The 17152-nt window shown below is 72.7% G+C and carries 13 protein-coding genes and 3 pseudogenes; 9 read left to right on the top strand and 7 right to left on the bottom strand.

The features are described 5' to 3' along the window. Positions 1–356 precede the first annotated feature (356 nt). From OG202_RS41865 to OG202_RS41840, 6 genes and pseudogenes are all read right to left on the bottom strand, one after another. Positions 357–1718, bottom strand: a complete 1362-nt coding sequence (locus OG202_RS41865) for an amidohydrolase family protein (protein ID WP_326574483.1) — start codon at positions 1716–1718, stop codon at positions 357–359. Positions 1719–2027: 309 nt separating this feature from the next. Then, positions 2028–3251 (bottom strand): annotated as a pseudogene (locus OG202_RS41860) (NtaA/DmoA family FMN-dependent monooxygenase); the annotation flags it as partial. Positions 3252–3446: 195 nt separating this feature from the next. Continuing rightward, positions 3447–4115: pseudogene (locus OG202_RS41855) on the bottom strand (LLM class flavin-dependent oxidoreductase); the annotation flags it as partial. Between the two features lie 320 nt (positions 4116–4435). Continuing rightward, on the bottom strand, positions 4436–5350 hold the full coding sequence (locus OG202_RS41850; RefSeq protein WP_328224452.1) for a glutathione S-transferase C-terminal domain-containing protein: 915 nt from the start codon (positions 5348–5350) through the stop codon (positions 4436–4438). A gap of 380 nt (positions 5351–5730) precedes the next feature. Next, positions 5731–5932: pseudogene (locus OG202_RS41845) on the bottom strand (ion channel); the annotation flags it as partial. Between the two features lie 37 nt (positions 5933–5969). Continuing rightward, positions 5970–7835 carry a glycoside hydrolase family 15 protein gene (locus OG202_RS41840; RefSeq protein WP_326574490.1) on the bottom strand — a complete coding sequence of 622 codons (1866 nt, stop codon included), beginning with the start codon at positions 7833–7835 and terminating at the stop codon, positions 5970–5972. A gap of 552 nt (positions 7836–8387) precedes the next feature. On the opposite strand from OG202_RS41840, the gene OG202_RS41835 reads away from it, so the two are divergent. Together OG202_RS41835 and OG202_RS41830 are read left to right on the top strand one after the other, a co-directional pair. Beyond that, positions 8388–8657 carry a hypothetical protein gene (locus tag OG202_RS41835; RefSeq protein ID WP_327726736.1) on the top strand — a complete coding sequence of 90 codons (270 nt, stop codon included), beginning with the start codon at positions 8388–8390 and terminating at the stop codon, positions 8655–8657. Positions 8658–8711: 54 nt separating this feature from the next. Next, complete coding sequence (locus OG202_RS41830; RefSeq protein WP_327726737.1) at positions 8712–9560, top strand: SDR family oxidoreductase; 849 nt, start codon at positions 8712–8714, stop codon at positions 9558–9560. 112 nt (positions 9561–9672) lie between these two features. Here OG202_RS41830 and OG202_RS41825 read toward each other — a convergent pair whose 3' ends face one another. Next, positions 9673–10635 carry a formylglycine-generating enzyme family protein gene (locus OG202_RS41825; RefSeq protein ID WP_405895775.1) on the bottom strand — a complete coding sequence of 321 codons (963 nt, stop codon included), beginning with the start codon at positions 10633–10635 and terminating at the stop codon, positions 9673–9675. A gap of 172 nt (positions 10636–10807) precedes the next feature. On the opposite strand from OG202_RS41825, the gene OG202_RS41820 reads away from it, so the two are divergent. The 7 genes from OG202_RS41820 to OG202_RS41790 all read left to right on the top strand — a co-directional run bounded on the left by OG202_RS41820 (position 10808) and on the right by OG202_RS41790 (position 17149). After that, the gene (locus tag OG202_RS41820) at positions 10808–11974 is read left to right on the top strand and encodes an NAD(P)/FAD-dependent oxidoreductase (protein WP_327726739.1); all 1167 of its coding nucleotides are present in this window, start codon (positions 10808–10810) and stop codon (positions 11972–11974) included. After that, positions 11971–12270 carry a (2Fe-2S)-binding protein gene (locus OG202_RS41815; protein WP_327726740.1) on the top strand — a complete coding sequence of 100 codons (300 nt, stop codon included), beginning with the start codon at positions 11971–11973 and terminating at the stop codon, positions 12268–12270. The genes OG202_RS41820 and OG202_RS41815 overlap by 4 nt, the downstream gene beginning before the upstream one ends. After that, on the top strand, positions 12260–13705 hold the full coding sequence (locus OG202_RS41810; RefSeq protein ID WP_327726741.1) for an NAD(P)/FAD-dependent oxidoreductase: 1446 nt from the start codon (positions 12260–12262) through the stop codon (positions 13703–13705). The genes OG202_RS41815 and OG202_RS41810 overlap by 11 nt, the downstream gene beginning before the upstream one ends. Before the next feature lie 78 nt (positions 13706–13783). Next, the gene (locus tag OG202_RS41805) at positions 13784–14680 is read left to right on the top strand and encodes a dihydrodipicolinate synthase family protein (RefSeq protein ID WP_327726742.1); all 897 of its coding nucleotides are present in this window, start codon (positions 13784–13786) and stop codon (positions 14678–14680) included. Between the two features lie 25 nt (positions 14681–14705). Then, positions 14706–15707 carry a proline racemase family protein gene (locus OG202_RS41800; protein ID WP_328224451.1) on the top strand — a complete coding sequence of 334 codons (1002 nt, stop codon included), beginning with the start codon at positions 14706–14708 and terminating at the stop codon, positions 15705–15707. Positions 15708–15758: 51 nt separating this feature from the next. Beyond that, entirely contained in the window at positions 15759–16478 is a 720-nt protein-coding gene (locus OG202_RS41795; protein WP_327732064.1) for a GntR family transcriptional regulator, read from the top strand. 143 nt (positions 16479–16621) lie between these two features. Further along, the gene (locus OG202_RS41790) at positions 16622–17149 is read left to right on the top strand and encodes an NUDIX hydrolase family protein (protein WP_326585527.1); all 528 of its coding nucleotides are present in this window, start codon (positions 16622–16624) and stop codon (positions 17147–17149) included. The last annotated feature ends 3 nt before the right edge of the window (positions 17150–17152 follow it).

Raw genomic sequence — 17152 nt, 5'->3', positions numbered from 1 at the left:
AGCGCGGCGGGCACGCGGTGTCAGGGCAGCAGCCACCCGCGTCGGCATTCACGTTCACCGCGTCCACCGAACGGTTGCCGAGGAGGAAGTCCACGGCGCCGACCGCGTCCCGCATGGTCGAGAGGCGGCCCGTCGGCGCCACGCCAGGGCGCCGGCGAGTTCGCGGGGCCGGGAGGGGCACCGATCGTGCCGCCGGCGGCGAGCCAGTAGCGGCCGCCGTCCGGCCATAGTTCTCGGATGCCGAAGCCGGTGTAAACGACGCCGTCCTCCTCGCCGTTGATCGCGCTCCGCCGAGATCCCCCGACTGCCGTACGGCAGTCGGGGGATCTCGGCGGCTCGTCGTATCGCGTGGTTCGTCACGCGTCCTGCTTCCTCGCCGCCACGGCCGCCAGCAGCCGGTCGCGTGACTCCTCGACCAGACGGCGGGCCCGGCCGACGTCCGCGAGCAGCCTGCCGTCGCGCTTGTGGACCACGCCGTCGACGATGACGGTGTCCACGTTGGAGACGTCCGCGCTGAGGGTCACGGCCGCCGCCGCGTCGTGCACGGGCGCCATGTTGACGGCGGTGGCGTCGAGAGCGACGATGTCGGCCCGCTTGCCGGGGGTGAGGGAGCCGGTACGGTCCTCCACGCCGGCCACATGGGCCCCGTTGAGCGTGGCGATCCCCAACATCTGACGTGCCGTCAACATGGTGGCCGGTACGGGTAGGTTGGCCGTCCAGCAGTCGGCGTTGACCCGGGCCCGTTCGGCGGCGAAGGCCGCCCGGATCTGGGTGAACATGTCGCCGGGCACGGTGGTGACGACGTCGATGCTCAAGGACGGCCGCAGCCCGTGTTCGATCGCCTGTGCCACGGGCGGCCAGCCGTGCCCCATCTGGGTCTCCACCTGGGCGGCGATGGAGACCGTGCCACCGCTGTCGGCCACCATCCGCCACTCGTCCTCGCTGAGATGGCAGCAGTGGACGTAGGTCGTGTCGGAGCCGAGCAGCCCGAGTCCGTGCAACTGCTTGACCATGCCGAAGCGTCCGGCCAGGCGCCCCATGGCGACGTGCACGGTGATCGGGATGCCCAGCTCGCGGGCGAGTCCCCACTCCTGGGTGACGACGTCGTCGGTGCAGAAGCCGGGGCCCCGGGCGGCCAGGGCCATGGTGAGGAGGCCGCCGTCGGAGGCGAAGTGACGGTCGCGGATCCGGCGTACGTCGTCACCGGGTACCGCGATGCTGCTGTCGAACCAGTAGTCGGCGAGTGAGGTGTTGGCGCTGCCGTACGCGTACTGGGCCCGGATGCCGGTCTCCGTCAGCGCCTGGATCGCGGCGTCCGGGTGCTCGGGCGTGTTGTTGATGTGCGACCAGTCGACGAGGGTGGTGATGCCCGCGTTGAGGCACTCCAGGGTGCCGGCCAGGTTGCCGGCGTAGACGTCCTCGGGGGTGTAGACGGGGGCGAAGGTGTCGAGGACGTCGACGAAGTAGTCGTCGAGGGTGGCGTCCGGGGCGCAGCCGCGGATCGACGCCTCCCAGGTGTGCCGGTGGGTGTCGACGAAGCCGGGGATGACGATACGGCCGGCCATGTCGAGCACCTCGGCGTCCACGTCCGCGCCGATCTCGCGCTCGACCGCCGTGATCGTGCCGTCCTCGACGAGGACGTCACCCTTGGGCAGGTCACCGATGACGGGATCCATCGTGACGACATGGCCCGAGCGCAGGAGCATCCGTTTGGTCATCGCCGTTCCTCCCAGAGGTGGGTCCGCTTGAAAGCTGACGGGCAGTCAGTATGCGGCGAGGTCGCGGACCGTCCTCATGACTCGGCCGACGGTGGGGCGCACCCGCTGCACAAGCTGCTGGAGCGGTCGGTCTCGTACGGCGTGAGCGCAGCATGGTGGCCGTGTCCAGGGGCACCAGCCGCGCGAGTCGATCACCTCGACGTCGACGCCCTCCTCGGCCGGTCGCCGGGCGACTTCGAGGGCAACGGGACTTGGCGGCGAGCGCCACGAGGGTGACGTCCTCGCCCGAACGGGACCACCCGGGCGCGGCTAGGAAGGCGCGTCCAGGCCCAGGTGGTCGCGGAGCGTCGTGCCTTCGTAGTCCGCGCGGAAGACACCCCGTTCCTGGAGCAGCGGCACGACCTTGTCGGCGAAGGTGTCCAGGCCGGTGGGAGTGATGTGCGGGACGAGGATGAAGCCGTCGGCGGCGTCGGACTGGACGTAGGCGTCGATGGTGTGGGCGACGGTCTCGGCGGTGCCGATGAAGTTCTGCCGGTTGCCGGTCTCGATGACCAGGTCGCGGATGGACCAGTTGTGGGCGGCGGCGAGCTCCCGCCATTCACGGGCGGTGGCGAGCGGATCGCGGTACATGCGGACCTGGGCACGGCCCTTGGAGATATGGGTGTCACTGACGTCCGGGTCGATGTCGGGGAGCGGGCCTTCCGGGTCGTAGGAGGACAGGTCCCGGTTCCAGACGAACTCCAGGTGCTTGATCGCGGTGGCGCCGCTGACCTGCTGCCGGCGGACGTCGTGGGCGAGCTCCTCCGCCTCCTCGTCGGTGTCGCCGAGAATGAAGCTCGCGGCGGGCAGGATGAGCAGCTGGTCGTCGCGGCGGCCGTAGCGGGCGAGCCGGTTCTTGACGTCGGTGTAGAAGGCCCGGCCCGCGTCCGGGCTCGCGTACCGGCTGAAGATGGCGTCGGCGCTCGACGCGGCGAACTCGCGGCCCTCGTCGGAGTCGCCCGCCTGGAAGACGACCGGGCGGCCCTGCGGTGAGCGCGGGACGTTGAACCGGCCCTCGATGTCGAAGTGCCGCCCGGTGTGGACGAAGGCTCCGGCCTTGGCGTCCCGCAGGAAGACGCCCGTCTCCCGGTCGGCGACGATCTCGTCCCCGTTCCAGGAGTCGAAGAGTTCGTTCGCCGTGGCCAGGAACTCCTTGGCGCGGGAGTAACGCTCCTCCTGCGGCAGGAAGCCGCCCCGGCGGAAGTTCTCGCCGGTGAAGGCGTCCCAGGAGGTGACGACGTTCCACGCGGCGCGCCCGTCGGAGAGGTGGTCCAGGCTCGCGAACTGGCGGGCCACCTCGTACGGCTCGTTGAAGGTGGAGTTGATGGTGCCGGTCAGTCCCAGACGTTCGGTGACGGCGGCGAGCGCGGCGAGGACGGTGAAGGTGTCGGGACGGCCGACGACATCCAAGTCGTATATTTGGTCGGCGGGGCGGGGCAGGCCCAGCAGTCCGCGCAGGGTCTCGGCCTCGTAGGTGCGGCGGAAGACGCCGCGGCGCTGCAGTTCCGGCACGAGACCGCGGGTGATCGCCGGGAGGTCGTGGCCCACGACGGCGGGCCGCAGCCGGAAGCCCGTCAGACCGACAGCCGCCAACTCCTGCAACAGGACGGCCAGTTGGGCCGGTGTTCCGGTGAAGATCCGGGCGTCACCGGTGTACGGCTCACCCGCGAGCGCGTCGAGGCGCTCGCGTCGGGCCGCCGCCTCGGCCGGGTCGTCGTCGAGGAAGACCACCAGGTCGCCGAAGACGTGCAGCGGCTCGTCGGCGCGCCCGGCGGCCCGCTGCTCCGCGCGGATCTCGGCGACGATCGCACGCGCCTGGTCGGTGTCGTGCGGGGTGACGTAGCCGATGTCGGCCTGGCGGGCCACCAGCCGGTACGGGACGGTGTCATGGGCGAGGGCGCTCACGACGGGCTGGCCCTGCGGAGGACGTGGCGTGATCGAGGGGCCCTTGACGCTGAAGTGGCGGCCCTCGAAGTCGATGTAGTGCAGCTTGTCGCGGTCGATGAAGCGGCCGGTGCTCACGTCCCGGATCTCCGCGTCGTCCTCCCAGCTGTCCCAGAGGCGGCGCACGACCTCGACGTAGTCGGCGGCCTCGTCGAACAGTTCGGTCACCACCTCCTGCGCGTCCGGGCTGTCGTAGGCCTCGATGCGCGGGACGGTACGGCGGCCGAAGTGGGCGGCCTCGTTCGGCCGGGCGGTGATCTGCACCCGGAGGCCGGCGCGGCCGGAGCTCACGTAGTCGAGGGTGGCGAGAACCCCAGGCGACGCGGGCGCTTTCGGCCGTACGGCGGACGGGACCGCTCGTCGGTCGCACGGCGGGCGGGGACCACTCGCCGTACGGAGGCACGGAAGACACACGGATGCGCACGACACCGGGGCTGGCGAAAGAGGACGGACCGCTGGTGCGGCGCCTCAGAGGTTCGGGGGAACCGTCAGCCTCGACGGGAGCACGGCGCCGGGTCGGGCCCGGACCGCGCTAGCGTGCGCTACACAGTGCGCTGTTGACCCGGAGCAGATCGACGGCGCGGTCGGCGCAGAGCGGTACGCAACCTTGGCGGCGCCATGCGGCGTGCCTCGGGGTTGCGTACATGTCCGTCACCATCGCTCTTCCGGCCCAGGGGGCCTCGTGCTCTTCGGGTGGCCGTAAGTAACTCAGGCTCCGCGGGCCGCTGTCAACGTCAGTCCAGCACATGGGACGCCTGTCCGCCTGTCGATACGGCCTGGTCCGGGACGTGGGAGGCCCAGTCCAGGATCTGTACGGCGGCACCCGCCGCCTCCAGGCCCCGACAGTGCGCGTGATGACGGCGGGCGATGCCGTCGAGGTCGAGGTGGGAGCCGAAGGCGGGGTGGGCGGCGAGTCGGCGCGCGTACGCCCACAGGTGCGGGTGGTCGGCGACGCGGTGCACGGCGGAGGCGTCCAGGTGCCAGCGGTGCACGGTGTCGAGCCGCACCAGCGCCACCCACAACTCGACGTCGGCAGCGGTGAGTTCGTCGCCGAGGAGGTACTCCTGTCCGGCGAGCCGGGCGTCCAGCGAGCGCAGGGTGCGCAGCAGGGAGCCGAGCGCCTCACGGCGCTCCGGGTCGTCGGCGTCGGCGCGGCCGGCGCGCTGCGCGGCGGCGTCCATGCCCTGCTCGCAGAGGCGCGCGACACCCTCGATCTCGGCCTCCGCCCCCTCCGGGTACAGCTCGGGGCGGCCGCCGCCGAAGCGTCGGGCGAGGTCGCGCATGATGTCGGGGGCATGGGTGCTGACGATGCGTCCGGACCAGTCGTCGCTGAGCACCGGCGCCACGGCCGCCCCGGAGTAGCGGTGGGCGCTCGCCTCGTACAGCGGGCGCAGCGCGGAGTGCTCGCCGTTCAGGCCGTCGGGCACGGCGGGCAGGAGGGTCACGGGACAGGCGTCGGCGAGCCCGAGGAGGCTGTGCACGACGGCGATGCGCAGGGCTCCCGGACAGGACAGCGAGAGATGGAGCCGGTAGCGGCGCGGTACGGCGTAGTGACCACTGCGGGCGTCGCAGCCGATCCGCCCCCGGAAGGAGGGCAGGGGCCGCGGCGACGGAACGGCGTTCAGGGCATGGACGGGCATGGCGGACATGTGTCTCCCCGGGGGTTCTGGTGCACGGTTGCACGATGACGCGGCGATGACGCGATGACGCGATGACGCGAGTACACGGACGCGCGAGCGCTGCGGCGCGCCACGCCGCGGCTCGGCTCGGCTCGGCTCGGCTCAGGTCAGCTCAGCTCAGGGGGCTTCTCGCGCTGCAGACGCGCAGCAGATCGATGTGACGGCGGGAGGTCAGAAGGAGGGACTGCCGGCGTGTGCGCGGCACACGAGTGACCACCGGCTCCAGACGCCCCATCATTCCCTACCTGTTCACTAGGAAATACCCCACCTGGAGTGTCGAGCCGCCCACGCCGTGCGTCAAGAGGGTGTCCGAGGAATGGTTGCGACGTCCGAGGCGTGGACACCGGTCAGTCGCCGTACCCGACGGTGGTCACCGTCTCGATGGACCACCACAGGGCCTTCGGGTACGAGGGCAGGTTGGCACGCGGCGCGCCGTGCTCGGCGGCGGTCACGGCCCAGGAGCCAAGGAGCATCACCTCGACGAGTACGGCGGTGGCGCCGCCCGCCGCCTTGAGATGGAGGGGGCGGGCCCCGGCGTTCCCTGCCGAGCAGGAGCTCGACGGCCCTGCCGAGGAACCCGGGGCACTCCTCATCCCTCCTTCGGTCCGGGGGGCGTCCCGGGCGCCGCCCTGGGGTTGCCGCGGCGCGCGTGGAAGGCGTGACGGTCGAGCTCGTAGGCGACCCGGATCAGCGGGACGTGCGTGAACGCCTGCGGGAAGTTGCCCAGTTGGCGGCGGGCGCGGGGGTCGTACTCCTCGGCGAGCAGTCCGACGTCGTTGCGCAGCTCCAGCAGCCGCTCGTACAGGGCGCGGGCCTCGTCCTCCCGGCCGATCATCCGCAGGGCGTCCGCGAGCCAGAACGAGCAGGCGAGGAAGGCGCCCTCGCCGCCGGTCAGGCCGTCCGGGGAGTCGTCGGTGCCCGCCGAGTAGCGAGCCACGAGCCCGTCGTTGAGGAGGTCGCGCCGCACGGCCTCGATGGTGCCGATCACCCGCGGGTCGTCCGGCGGCAGGAACCCGGTCTGCGGGATCTGCAACAGCGCGGCGTCGAGTTCGCGGGAGCCGTACGACTGGGTGAAGGTGTTCCGTGCCGGGTCGAAGGCCTGCTCGCAGACCTCTCGGTGGATACGGTCGCGGACCGCCCGCCATCTCTCCACCGGGCCGGGGCGGGAGTGCGCCTCGGCCAGCTTGACCGCCCGGTCGAAGGCGACCCAGCACATCACCTTGGAGTGCGTGTAGTGGCGGGGGGCGCCGCGCATCTCCCACAGCCCCTGGTCCGGCTCGGTCCACACCTGCTCCAGGTGGTCCAGGAAGACCGCCTGCAGGGAGACCAGGTGTTGGCGTGGGCGCAGTCCGCAGCCGATGGCCAGATGGATGGCGTCCATCACCTCACCGGGTACGTCGAGCTGCCGCTGCGCGGCGGCCGCGTTGCCGATCCGCACCGGGCGCGACCCCTCGTAGCCCGGCAGCCAGTCGGCCTCCCACTCGGTGAGCCGCCGCTCCCCCGCGATGCCGTACATGATCTGCACGTCCTCGGGCCGCCCCGCCACCGCCCGCTCCAGCCAGCCCCGCCAGGCGTCCGCCTCGGCCTTGAAGCCGCTGCGCAGCAACGCCTCCAGCGTCATGCCCGCGTCCCGCAGCCAGCAGAAACGGTAATCCCAGTTCCGGACGCCCCCGATCTCCTCGGGCAGGGAGGTGGTCGGGGCGGCCACGATGCCGCCGGTCGGCTGGTACGTCAGGGCCTTGAGGGTGATCAGGGAGCGGGCGACGGCGTCGCGGTACGGCCCGTCGTACGTCAGCTTGCGCAGCCAGCGGCGCCAGTACGCCTCCGTGGTGCGCAGCGCCTCGAACGCGTCCACCTCTTCCGGTGCGGGCAGGTGGGAGGGGTGCCAGGTCAGTACGAAGGGGATCCGTTCGCCTGCCGTGACGGGGAAGACGGCGGTGTGGACGGTGCCGTGGGCGACCGGCCGCACGGGGGTGCGCAGCCAGACCGACTCGGGCCCCGCGGTCCCCGTCAGATGCCCGTCCCGGCGGCGCATCCAGGGCAGGACCCGGCCGTAGTCGAAGCGGAGCCGCAGGTCCATGCGCATGTCGACGGTGCCGGAGAGCCCTTCGACGATCCGTACGACGCAGGGGGCGCCCTGGCGGCACGGCATGAAGTCGGTGACCAGGACCTGGCCGCCGGCCGTCTCCCACTCCGTCTCCAGGATCAGCGTGTCGTCCCGGTAGCGGCGGCGGGCGTACGGACCGTTCTCGTCCGCCGGGGCGATGCGCCAGCGGCCGTTGTCCTCGTCGCCGAGCAGGGCGGCGAAGCAGGCGGGCGAGTCGAAGCGGGGGAGACAGAGCCAGTCGACGCTCCCGTCCTTGCCGACGAGGGCGGCGGTGAGGAGGTCGCCGATGAGGGCGTAGTCCTCGATGCGGCTGGGTTTGGTGCGGGGGTCGGGGGCGGGTCCTGGCATGGGGTCAGTTTCAGGGGGTCGGGGGGTGGGGGCATGCCGGGCGGGGCGTTCGAGTCTCGGCATGGGGGTGTGGGGGTGTGGGGGCGAGGGTGTGTGTGTGGGGGGGTGAGGGCGTCGGCGCGTTGTCGGTACCGGCCGTGTGTGGCTGATCGCGCGGTTCCCCGCGCCGGTGACGGGCGCTGCCTTCTCCTCGGCGATCCGCTTCTCGGCGATCCGCTCGGTGACCGGGGTCGGGCCGGGAGCCTGCGGCGGCGGCTCGGGGCGGTGGGCGACGGAATCGGTCATGGGCCCGTCGCACCCGTGCGCGGGAGGACTGACCGGGGGCCACCCCGGTACTCGGCCGCGAGGGTGACCGGGTGTGGGAGCGAGGGCGGGGACCGAGGTTCTTCACCTTCCTGACGGCCGCGGGCAACGCCACGGTCAGGGCCGCTCCCGCGCACGGTCCGAAGCTGCTCACGGCGCACGGTCATCCGGGAACGGGACGACGACCTCGTCCCGGGTTCCGACGGCTCGACTGCGACATCGGTGAACGCCCACGGAAAGGACCGGCCCTTGAAAGCCTCGGAGTTCTCCCCGACCGAGCGGATCCGCATCCTCGCGGACATCCTCTCCGGCAGGCTCACGGCAGGGGACGCCGCGCGCCGCCACGACCTCCCGCTGCGCGTGGTCCAGCAGTGGCTGCGGGAGATCCCGGTGGCCGCGCCGACGGACCGAGCCGCCCGAGCGGCCGACGACGACACTGCTCCTTCGCGAGCGGACCGGCGCCCGTTGCCCCGATGCCGCGTCGTCGTGGACGAGATGGTGCAGGGACTCGGACTCTGACCGGCCGGGCCCGAGGCCTCTTCTCCCACGGTGACGACCGCTACGCTCCCCGCCATGAGACTGCGGAACACCCGTCCCATGGACATCGGTTCGACACATGTCATCGTCACCGGCGGGTCGAGCGGCATCGGTCTGGCCACCGCCCGGCTGCTGGCTGCACGCGGAGCGAAACTCTCGCTCGTCGCGCGGGGCGCGGAGCGCCTGGAGGAGGCGGCGAAGGACGTGTCAGCCGCCGCACGACGAGCGTCGGTCGCCGCACGGACCGCCGACGTGGCCGATCAGCGGGCCCTCACCAGGGCCATCGCCGAGTTGGAGGACGAACAGGCGCAGCCCTGCGACATCCTGGTCACCTCGGCGGGGCTCGCCCGCCCGGGGCACTTCCTCGACCTGCCCGACGACGTCTTCCGGCAGATGATCGAGGTCGACTACTTCGGCACCCTCCACGCCCTGCGCGCCGTCGCCCCCGGCATGGTGGAGCGCGGGTACGGCAGCGTGGTCGCGGTGTCGTCCGCCGCCGGGCTGCTCGGCATCTTCGGCTACAGCGCGTACGGCCCGGCCAAGTTCGCCGTACGCGGCCTGATGGAGTCGGTGCGGGCCGAGCTGACCCCGCGTGGCGTGCATGTCGGCGTGGTGTTCCCGCCGGACGTGGACACCCCGCAGCTCGCCGAGGAGAACCTGTGGAAACCGGAGGAGACCCGTGTGGTCGGCGGCACCATCAAGCCCCTCACGGCGGAGAAGGTCGCGGCGGCGATCGTGAAGGGCATCGATCAGCGGCGCTTCACGATCTGCCCGGACACGGGCACCCGCGCGCTGGCCCGCTTCGGCAGCGTTCTCATGCCGCTGCTCAACCGTGAGTTCGACCGCCGGGTCAGGGCGGTCCAGCGGTCGACGCCGCGGACCTGACCGCGACGGCCCGCCGACCGGGCCCACCACTGCCTCCACCGCCTCCACCGCCTCCGCTGCCTCCGCTGCCGAAAGCGGACGAGGACGGAACGGATCGGCCGGGCCCGGTGGTTCAGGCCGCCGCCGCGACCCGGAAGCCGATGTTCCCGGCGGCGCTGTCGGGGGTGTTGGAGGAGCGGGCGGCCACGCGGTAGCGGTTGCAGTAGGAGGCGTGGCACAGGTGGGAGCCGCCGCGCATCACCCGGGCCGGGCCGTCGGACGGCCCCGTCGGGTCGGTGCGCGGCCCGGTGACGTGGAAGTCCGGGCTGAACCGGTCGGCACACCACTCCCACACGTTGCCGACGGTGTTGTACAGGCCGAAGCCGTTGGGCTCGAAGGCGTCGGCCGGGGCCGTCGCACGGTAGCCGTCGGCGGCGGTGTTGTCGGTGGGGAAGGTGCCGCGCCAGATGTTGCAGGCGTGACGGCCGTCGGGCGCGAGTTCGTCACCCCAGGGATAACGCCGCTGCTCCAGGCCGCCGCGGGCCGCGTACTCCCATTCCGCCTCGGTGGGCAGCCGGGTGCCCGACCAGGCGCAGTAGGCCCGCGCGTCGTTCCAGGAGACGTGCACCACCGGGTGGTCGAGGATCGCGTCGACGGAGGAACCGGGGCCCGCCGGCTCTCGCCAGGTGGCGCCCCGGACGCCGCGCCACCACGGAGTGCCCGGGACGCGCGGGGAGACGGCGAGCAGCCCGGCGGGGAGGAAGCCCTCGAATACGAAGGAGAAGTCGAAGTGTTCGGACTCGGTCATGTATCCGGTCGCGTCCACGAAGGCCGCGAACTGTTCGTTGGTGACGGTCGTCGCGGCGATACGGAACGGCCTCAGCTCGACCTCACGGACCGGGCCCTCACCGTCCGCCGGGTACCCCACCTCGTCCTCGGTGCCCATCAGGAACACCCCGCCGGGCAGTGCCGTCAACCGTTCGCCGTCCCGCGTCGGCACCGCCGGAGTCACGTCCGACGGAACATCGACCGGACCACCGGGCGCCCCGGCCACCGGCTCGCGGCCTGGAGCGCAGCAAGACCTGTCGTGTGACATCGCACTGTCCTCAGGAAGGAAGGGGGATGGGGGTGGGCGGGATGAGACTGCGGTGGGACCGAGGTGGGTTGGGGGTGGGGTGGGTCGGGGTGGCTGAAGAGTAGCCCGCGACTCGCCCCGAACGCCTCGCCGAGGTATTCCACGACTCAGCACCATGTGACATAGTACTGAGGTGACCGAGCGACTGACCTGCGACGTCGTGGTTGTCGGAGCGGGAATGGTGGGCGCGGCCTGCGCCCTGTACGCGGCCCGGGCGGGTCTGGGCGTCGTCGTGGTGGACCGTGGCCCGGTGGCCGGCGGCACGACCGGTGCCGGCGAGGGCAACCTCCTGGTCTCCGACAAGGAGCCCGGCCCCGAGCTCGAACTCGCCCTGCTGTCCCACCGTTTGTGGGCGGAGCTGGCCGCCGAGCCGGGTCTGGCGGCGGCGATCGAGTACGAGCCGAAGGGCGGCGTCGTCGTCGCCTCCGCGCCGGAAGGACTCGCGGCGCTGGAGCGGTTCGCGGCCGGGCAACGCACCGCCGGCGTCAAGGCGATTGCCGTCACCGCGCCCCAACTCCCCGACCTGGAACCGCACTTGGCGCCCGGCCTCGCGGGCGGCATCCACTACCCCCAGGACGCCCAGGTGATGCCCACCCTGGCCGCCGCCCATCTCGTACGGGCCTCCGGCGCCCGGCTGCTCACCGGCCGGACCGTGACCGAGGTGCTGCGCACACCGGACGGTGCCGTCCGCGGCGTACGGACCGACCGGGGCGACCTCCACGCTCCGGCGGTGGTGAACGCCGGGGGCACCTGGGGCGGTGAACTGGCCGCGCTCGCCGGAGTCACCCTTCCCGTCCTCCCCCGGCGCGGCTTCGTCCTCGTCACCGAGCCGCTGCCGCCGATGGTGCGGCACAAGGTGTACGCCGCCGACTACGTGGCCGACGTGGCCAGCGACTCGGCGGCGCTCCAGACCTCCCCGGTCGTCGAGGGCACGGCCGCCGGGCCGGTACTGATCGGCGCGAGCCGCGAACGGGTCGGCTTCGACCGGTCGTTCTCGCTGCCCGTCGTACGGGCGCTGGCGGCGGGCGCGACCCGGCTGTTCCCGTTCCTGGAGCGGGTGCGCGCCCTGCGGACCTACGTCGGCTTCCGGCCGTACATGCCCGACCATCTGCCCGCGATCGGACCCGATCCCCGGGTCCCGGGCCTGTTCCACGCCTGCGGCCACGAGGGCGCCGGGATCGGGCTCGCCACCGGCACCGGGCAGCTGATCGCCCAGGCGCTCGGGGGCGGGACACCCGATCTGGACCTCACACCGTTCCGTCCGGACCGGTTCGAAGCGTACGAGGGGGACGCGGCATGAACCCGCTGGAGTGGGCGCGGGCCGTACCGGGCCCCGCCTTCACCGTCACCCTCGACGGCCGGGAGATGGAGGCGCTGCCCGGCCAGACGGTCGCGGCCGCCCTCTGGGCCGCCGGGGTGACGTCCTGGCGCACCACCCGGGGCGAGGGCCGGCCACGCGGGATCTTCTGCGGCATCGGCGTGTGCTTCGACTGCCTGGTCACCGTCAACGACCGCCCCAATCAACGGGCTTGTCTGGTTCCGGTCCGACCGGGCGACACGATCCGCACCCAGGAGGGGACGGGCCATGAGCACTGAACACACGCCACCCCTCCCCCACCTCGCGGTCGTCGGCGCGGGCCCGGCCGGGCTCGCCGCGGCGCTGGCGGCGGCCGGTCAGGGCGTACGGGTCACGGTGGTCGACGCCGCCCAGGCACCCGGCGGCCAGTTCTACCGGCAGCCCGCGGCCGGGCTCGGCGCGCGGCGCCCGCAGGCCCTGCACCACGGGTGGCGCACCTGGCGGCGGCTGCGCGACGGCCTCGAACGGCAGGTCGCCGCCGGGCGCGTGACCCACCTCGCGGACCACCACGTGTGGTGCGTGGAGCGGCACCCCGAGGGCCCTGGGCGCTTCACCGTGCACGCCCTGCTGGGCCCCGGTCAGGAGCAGCCCGCCGAGGTCCACGCGGACGCCGTCCTGCTCGCGACCGGCGGCTACGAGAAGGTGCTGCCCTTCCCCGGCTGGACCCTGCCGGGCGTGGTCACCGCCGGGGGCGCGCAGGCCATGCTGAAGGGCGGGCTCGTGGTGTCCGGCCGTACGGCGGTCGTCGCCGGGACCGGTCCGCTGCTGCTGCCGGTCGCGACCGGGCTCGCGGCGGCGGGCGTCACGGTGGCCGCGCTGGTCGAGTCCGCGGACCCGAGGGCCCTGGTGCGGCGGACCGGAGCGCTGGCGGGCCGGGCGGACAAGCTCGCCGAAGGGGCCGGATACGCGGTGGGGTTGCTGCGCCGCCGGGTGCGGACCCTCGTCCGCCATACCGTCGTCGAGGCGCGGGGCGGCGACCGGTTGGCGGCCGTGACCGTCGCCGCGCTCGACACCGAGGGGCGCGTGCGGCCCGGCACCGAGCGGCGCATCCCCTGCGACACGCTCGCCGTCGGCCACGGCATGCTGCCGCACACCGACCTCGCCGAGACGCTCGGCTGCCGTGTCGAGTCCGCCAGGTCACGGGTGTGGGCCGACGGCGAACAGCGCACCGATGTGCCGGGGGTCTGGGCGGCGGGCGAGACCACGGGGATCGGCGGCGCGGCCCTCTCCCTCGCCGAGGGGCACATCGCCGGGCGGTCGGCCGCCGCCCGGCTCCGGGGCCGGGTTCCGGACCCGGCCGAGTGGGCGGCAGCCGCCAAGTCCCGTGGAAGACTGCGGGAGTTCTTCGATGTGCTCGACGACGTGTACGTTCCGCCGGCGCACTGGACCGAGCAGGTCACCGACGACACGGTCGTCTGCCGGTGCGAGGAGGTCACCGCCGGGGCCGTCCGTGAGGCCGTCGGGGAGCTGGGCGCCGGGGACGTGCGGACGGTGAAGCTGCTCACCCGTGCCGGGATGGGCTGGTGCCAGGGCCGGATGTGCGGGCCGGCGGTCGCGGGGCTCGCCGGGTGCGACGAGGCCGTGGCCCGGCGGCCGTTCGCCCGACCGGTGCCGCTGGGCGTGCTGGCCCGGGCGGGAGAGACCGCGAGCCCTGAAGGCTCGCCACCGGGGTGACACCCCTCCTGCCAGAAGCCGACCTGACGCCCTGCGACCACCAGTAATATGTCACACCCCACTGAGAGGGAACCCACCATGACCGTCACCGAGAACCGTCCCTGGCGCGGCGTCCTCGTCGCCACCGCACTCCCCTTCCGCGACGACCTCTCCGTCGACCACGACACCTACGCCGAGCACTGCGCCTGGCTGGTCGAGAACGGCTGTGACGGTGTCGTGCCGAACGGCTCGCTCGGCGAGTACCAGGTACTGACGCCCGAGGAGCGCGCCAAGGTCGTCGAGACGGCCGTCGCCGCGATCGGCGGCGCGCGTGTGATGCCGGGGGTCGCCGCGTACGGGTCCGCCGAGTCCCGGCGCTGGGCCGAGCAGGCGCGGGACGCGGGCTGCGCCTCGGTGATGCTGCTGCCGCCGAACGCGTACCGCGCCGACGAGCGGTCGGTGCTCACGCACTACGCGGAGGTCGCGAAGGCGGGCGTCCCGATCGTGGCGTACAACAACCCGATCGACACCAAGGTCGACCTCGTCCCCGAACTGCTCGCCAAGCTGCACGGCGAGGGCTGCATCCGGGCCGTGAAGGAGTTCTCGGGCGATGTCCGCCGGGCCTACCAGCTCGCTGAACTCGCGCCGGAACTGGACCTGTTGATCGGCGCGGACGACGTCCTGCTGGAGCTGGCGACGGCGGGCGCCAAGGGCTGGGTGGCCGGCTATCCGAACGCGCTGCCCGCCGCGACGGTCGAGCTGTACCACGCGGCGGTGGACGGCGACCTCGCGACGGCCAAGGGGCTGTACCGGCAGTTGCACCCGCTGCTGCGCTGGGACTCGAAGGTCGAGTTCGTCCAGGCCATCAAGCTGTCCATGGACCTCGTGGGCCGGCACGGCGGACCCTGCCGTCCGCCCCGGGTGGAGCTGCTGCCGGAGCAGGAGGCCGTGATCCGCGCGGCCACCGAGAAGGCCGTCGCGGCGGGCCTCGCGTAACCACCTCAGAAAGGGAGGACCGGTCATGCGCAGCAAACTCGTCCTGCACGCCGTCGACTCGCACACCGAGGGCATGCCCACCCGGGTGATCACCGGCGGGATCGGCACGATCCCCGGCGCCACCATGAACGAACGCCGGCTGTGGTTCCGTGAACACCGCGACGACGTCAAGCAGTTGCTGATGAACGAGCCGCGCGGCCACGCGGCGATGAGCGGCGCGATCCTGCAGCCGCCGACCCGCCCCGACTGCGACTACGGCGTCGTCTACATCGAGGTCTCGGGCTATCTGCCCATGTGCGGCCACGGCACGATCGGCGTCGCGACCGTGCTCGTGGAGACCGGCATGGTCGAGGTCGTCGAGCCCGTGACCACCATCCGCCTGGACACCCCGGCGGGTCCCGTCGTGGCCGAGGTGGAGGTGGAGGACGGCGCGGCGAAGGCGGTCACCCTGCAGAACGTGCCGTCGTTCTCCGTCGGCCTCGACCGTAAGATCACACTGGCCGACGGGCGGATGGTGACATATGACCTGGCATACGGCGGCAACTTCTACGCCATCCTGCCGCTGGAGCGGTTCGGGCTGCCCTTCGACCGCGACCGCAAGGACGACATCCTGCGGGCGGGCCTCGCCCTCATGGAGGCCGTCAACGCCGAGGAGGAGCCCGTTCACCCGGAGGACCCGTCGATCCACGGCCTCCACCACGTGCACCTGTACGCGCCCGGCGCGACCGCCCGGCACTCGCGGCACGCGATGGCCATCCATCCCGGCTGGTTCGACCGCTCGCCCTGCGGCACGGGCACCAGCGCGCGCATGGCGCAGCTGCACGCGCGGGGCGAACTGCCGCTGCACACCGAGTTCGTGAACGAGTCCTTCATCGGCACCCGGTTCACGGGACGACTGCTCGGCGAGACCGAGGTGGCCGGTGTCCCGGCCGTACTGCCCAGCTTCACCGGCCGTGCCTGGATCACCGGCACGGCCCAGTATCTGCTCGACCCGTCCGACCCGTTCCCGTCCGGATTCGTCCTCTAGGATCCCGGGACTTCAGGACCTCAGGACTCCAGGAGAGACCGCATGCCCCCCATGGCCTCGCAGCGCACCGGCAGCCCGTCCGCCCGGGCCGCTTCCGCCGCCGCTCCCCCGGCCCCCGCCCTGCCGGTGCTCGGCGGCAAGAAGGGCAGCTACCGCGAGCGGGTCGCGGACGCGTTGCGGGCCGCGCTGATCGCCGGAGAGCTGCGGCCGGGCGAGGTGTACTCCGCGCCCGCGCTCGCCGCCCGCTTCGGTGTCTCGGCGACGCCGGTGCGCGAGGCCATGCTGGATCTGGCCAAGGAGGGCCTGGTCGACACCGTGCCCAACAAGGGGTTCCGGGTCACCGCCGTCACGGAGAAGCAGCTCGACGAGTACACCCATGTCCGGTCGCTCGTCGAGATCCCGACCACCGTCGGCCTGGCCCGGACCGCCGATCCGGTCTCCCTGGAGGCGCTGCGGCCCGCCGCCCGGGAGATCGTCGCCGCCGCGGCCGCCGGGGACCTCATCGCGTACGTCGAGGCCGACACCCGTTTCCACCTCGGTCTGCTCGCCCTCGCGGGCAACGCGCACCTCGTCGAGGTGGTCGGCGACCTGCGCAAACGCTCCCGTCTCTACGGCCTGACCGCGCTCGCCGAGTCGGGCCGGCTGCTGTCCTCGGCGCAGGAGCACCTGGAACTCCTGGACGCCCTCCTCACCCGCGACGAGGCCGCCGTACACGCGGTGATGACCCGCCACCTCGGTCATGTGCGCGGAATGTGGGCCGCGCACGACTGATCGTCGACGCGGCTCGAGCGAGCGGGACGACTGATCGTCGACGCGGCGCATGCGAGCGGAGCGACGGGGGCATCTCTGACAGGTGTGATCGGAGCGACGCGCGCTCCGCCTGACGTTGAAAGTATGATCGGCCAATGTCTGACATGACCGAAACCACGCCCGGCTGGCTGCCGTCCGACGAGCTCGAGTCGGCGCGCGCCCGGATGCCGATCCTGTACGTCGAGGCGGTGCCCGTGCGCGTCGACGACAGCGGCGAAGTCACCAGCATCGGGCTGCTGCTGCGCATCGGCCCGGACGGGACGGTCAGCCGCAATCTGGTCTCCGGCCGCGTGATGCATCACGAGCGGGTGCGGGACGCGCTCCTGCGCCACCTGGAGAAGGACCTCGGGCCGGTGGCGCTGCCCCGCGTCCCGTCCGCCCTGCAGCCCTTCACCGTCGCCGAGTACTTCCCGACGCAGGGCATCACCCCGTTCCACGACCCGCGTCAGCACGCGGTGTCCCTCGCCTACATCGTCCCCGTGGCCGGCGACTGCCGCCCCCGGCAGGACGCGCTCGACCTGGTGTGGTTCAGCCCCCAGGAAGCGGCGTCGCCCTCCGTGCAGAACGAGATGCCGGGCGGCCAGGGAGTCCTGCTGAAGCAGGCCCTGGCGCACGTGGGCTGTCTGTCCTAGTGT

The organism is Streptomyces sp. NBC_00310 (assembly GCF_036208085.1).
Lineage (GTDB): Bacteria > Actinomycetota > Actinomycetes > Streptomycetales > Streptomycetaceae > Streptomyces.
Note: the sequence above shows the minus strand (reverse complement) of the source record. Positions and strands in the feature narration are given on the sequence as shown.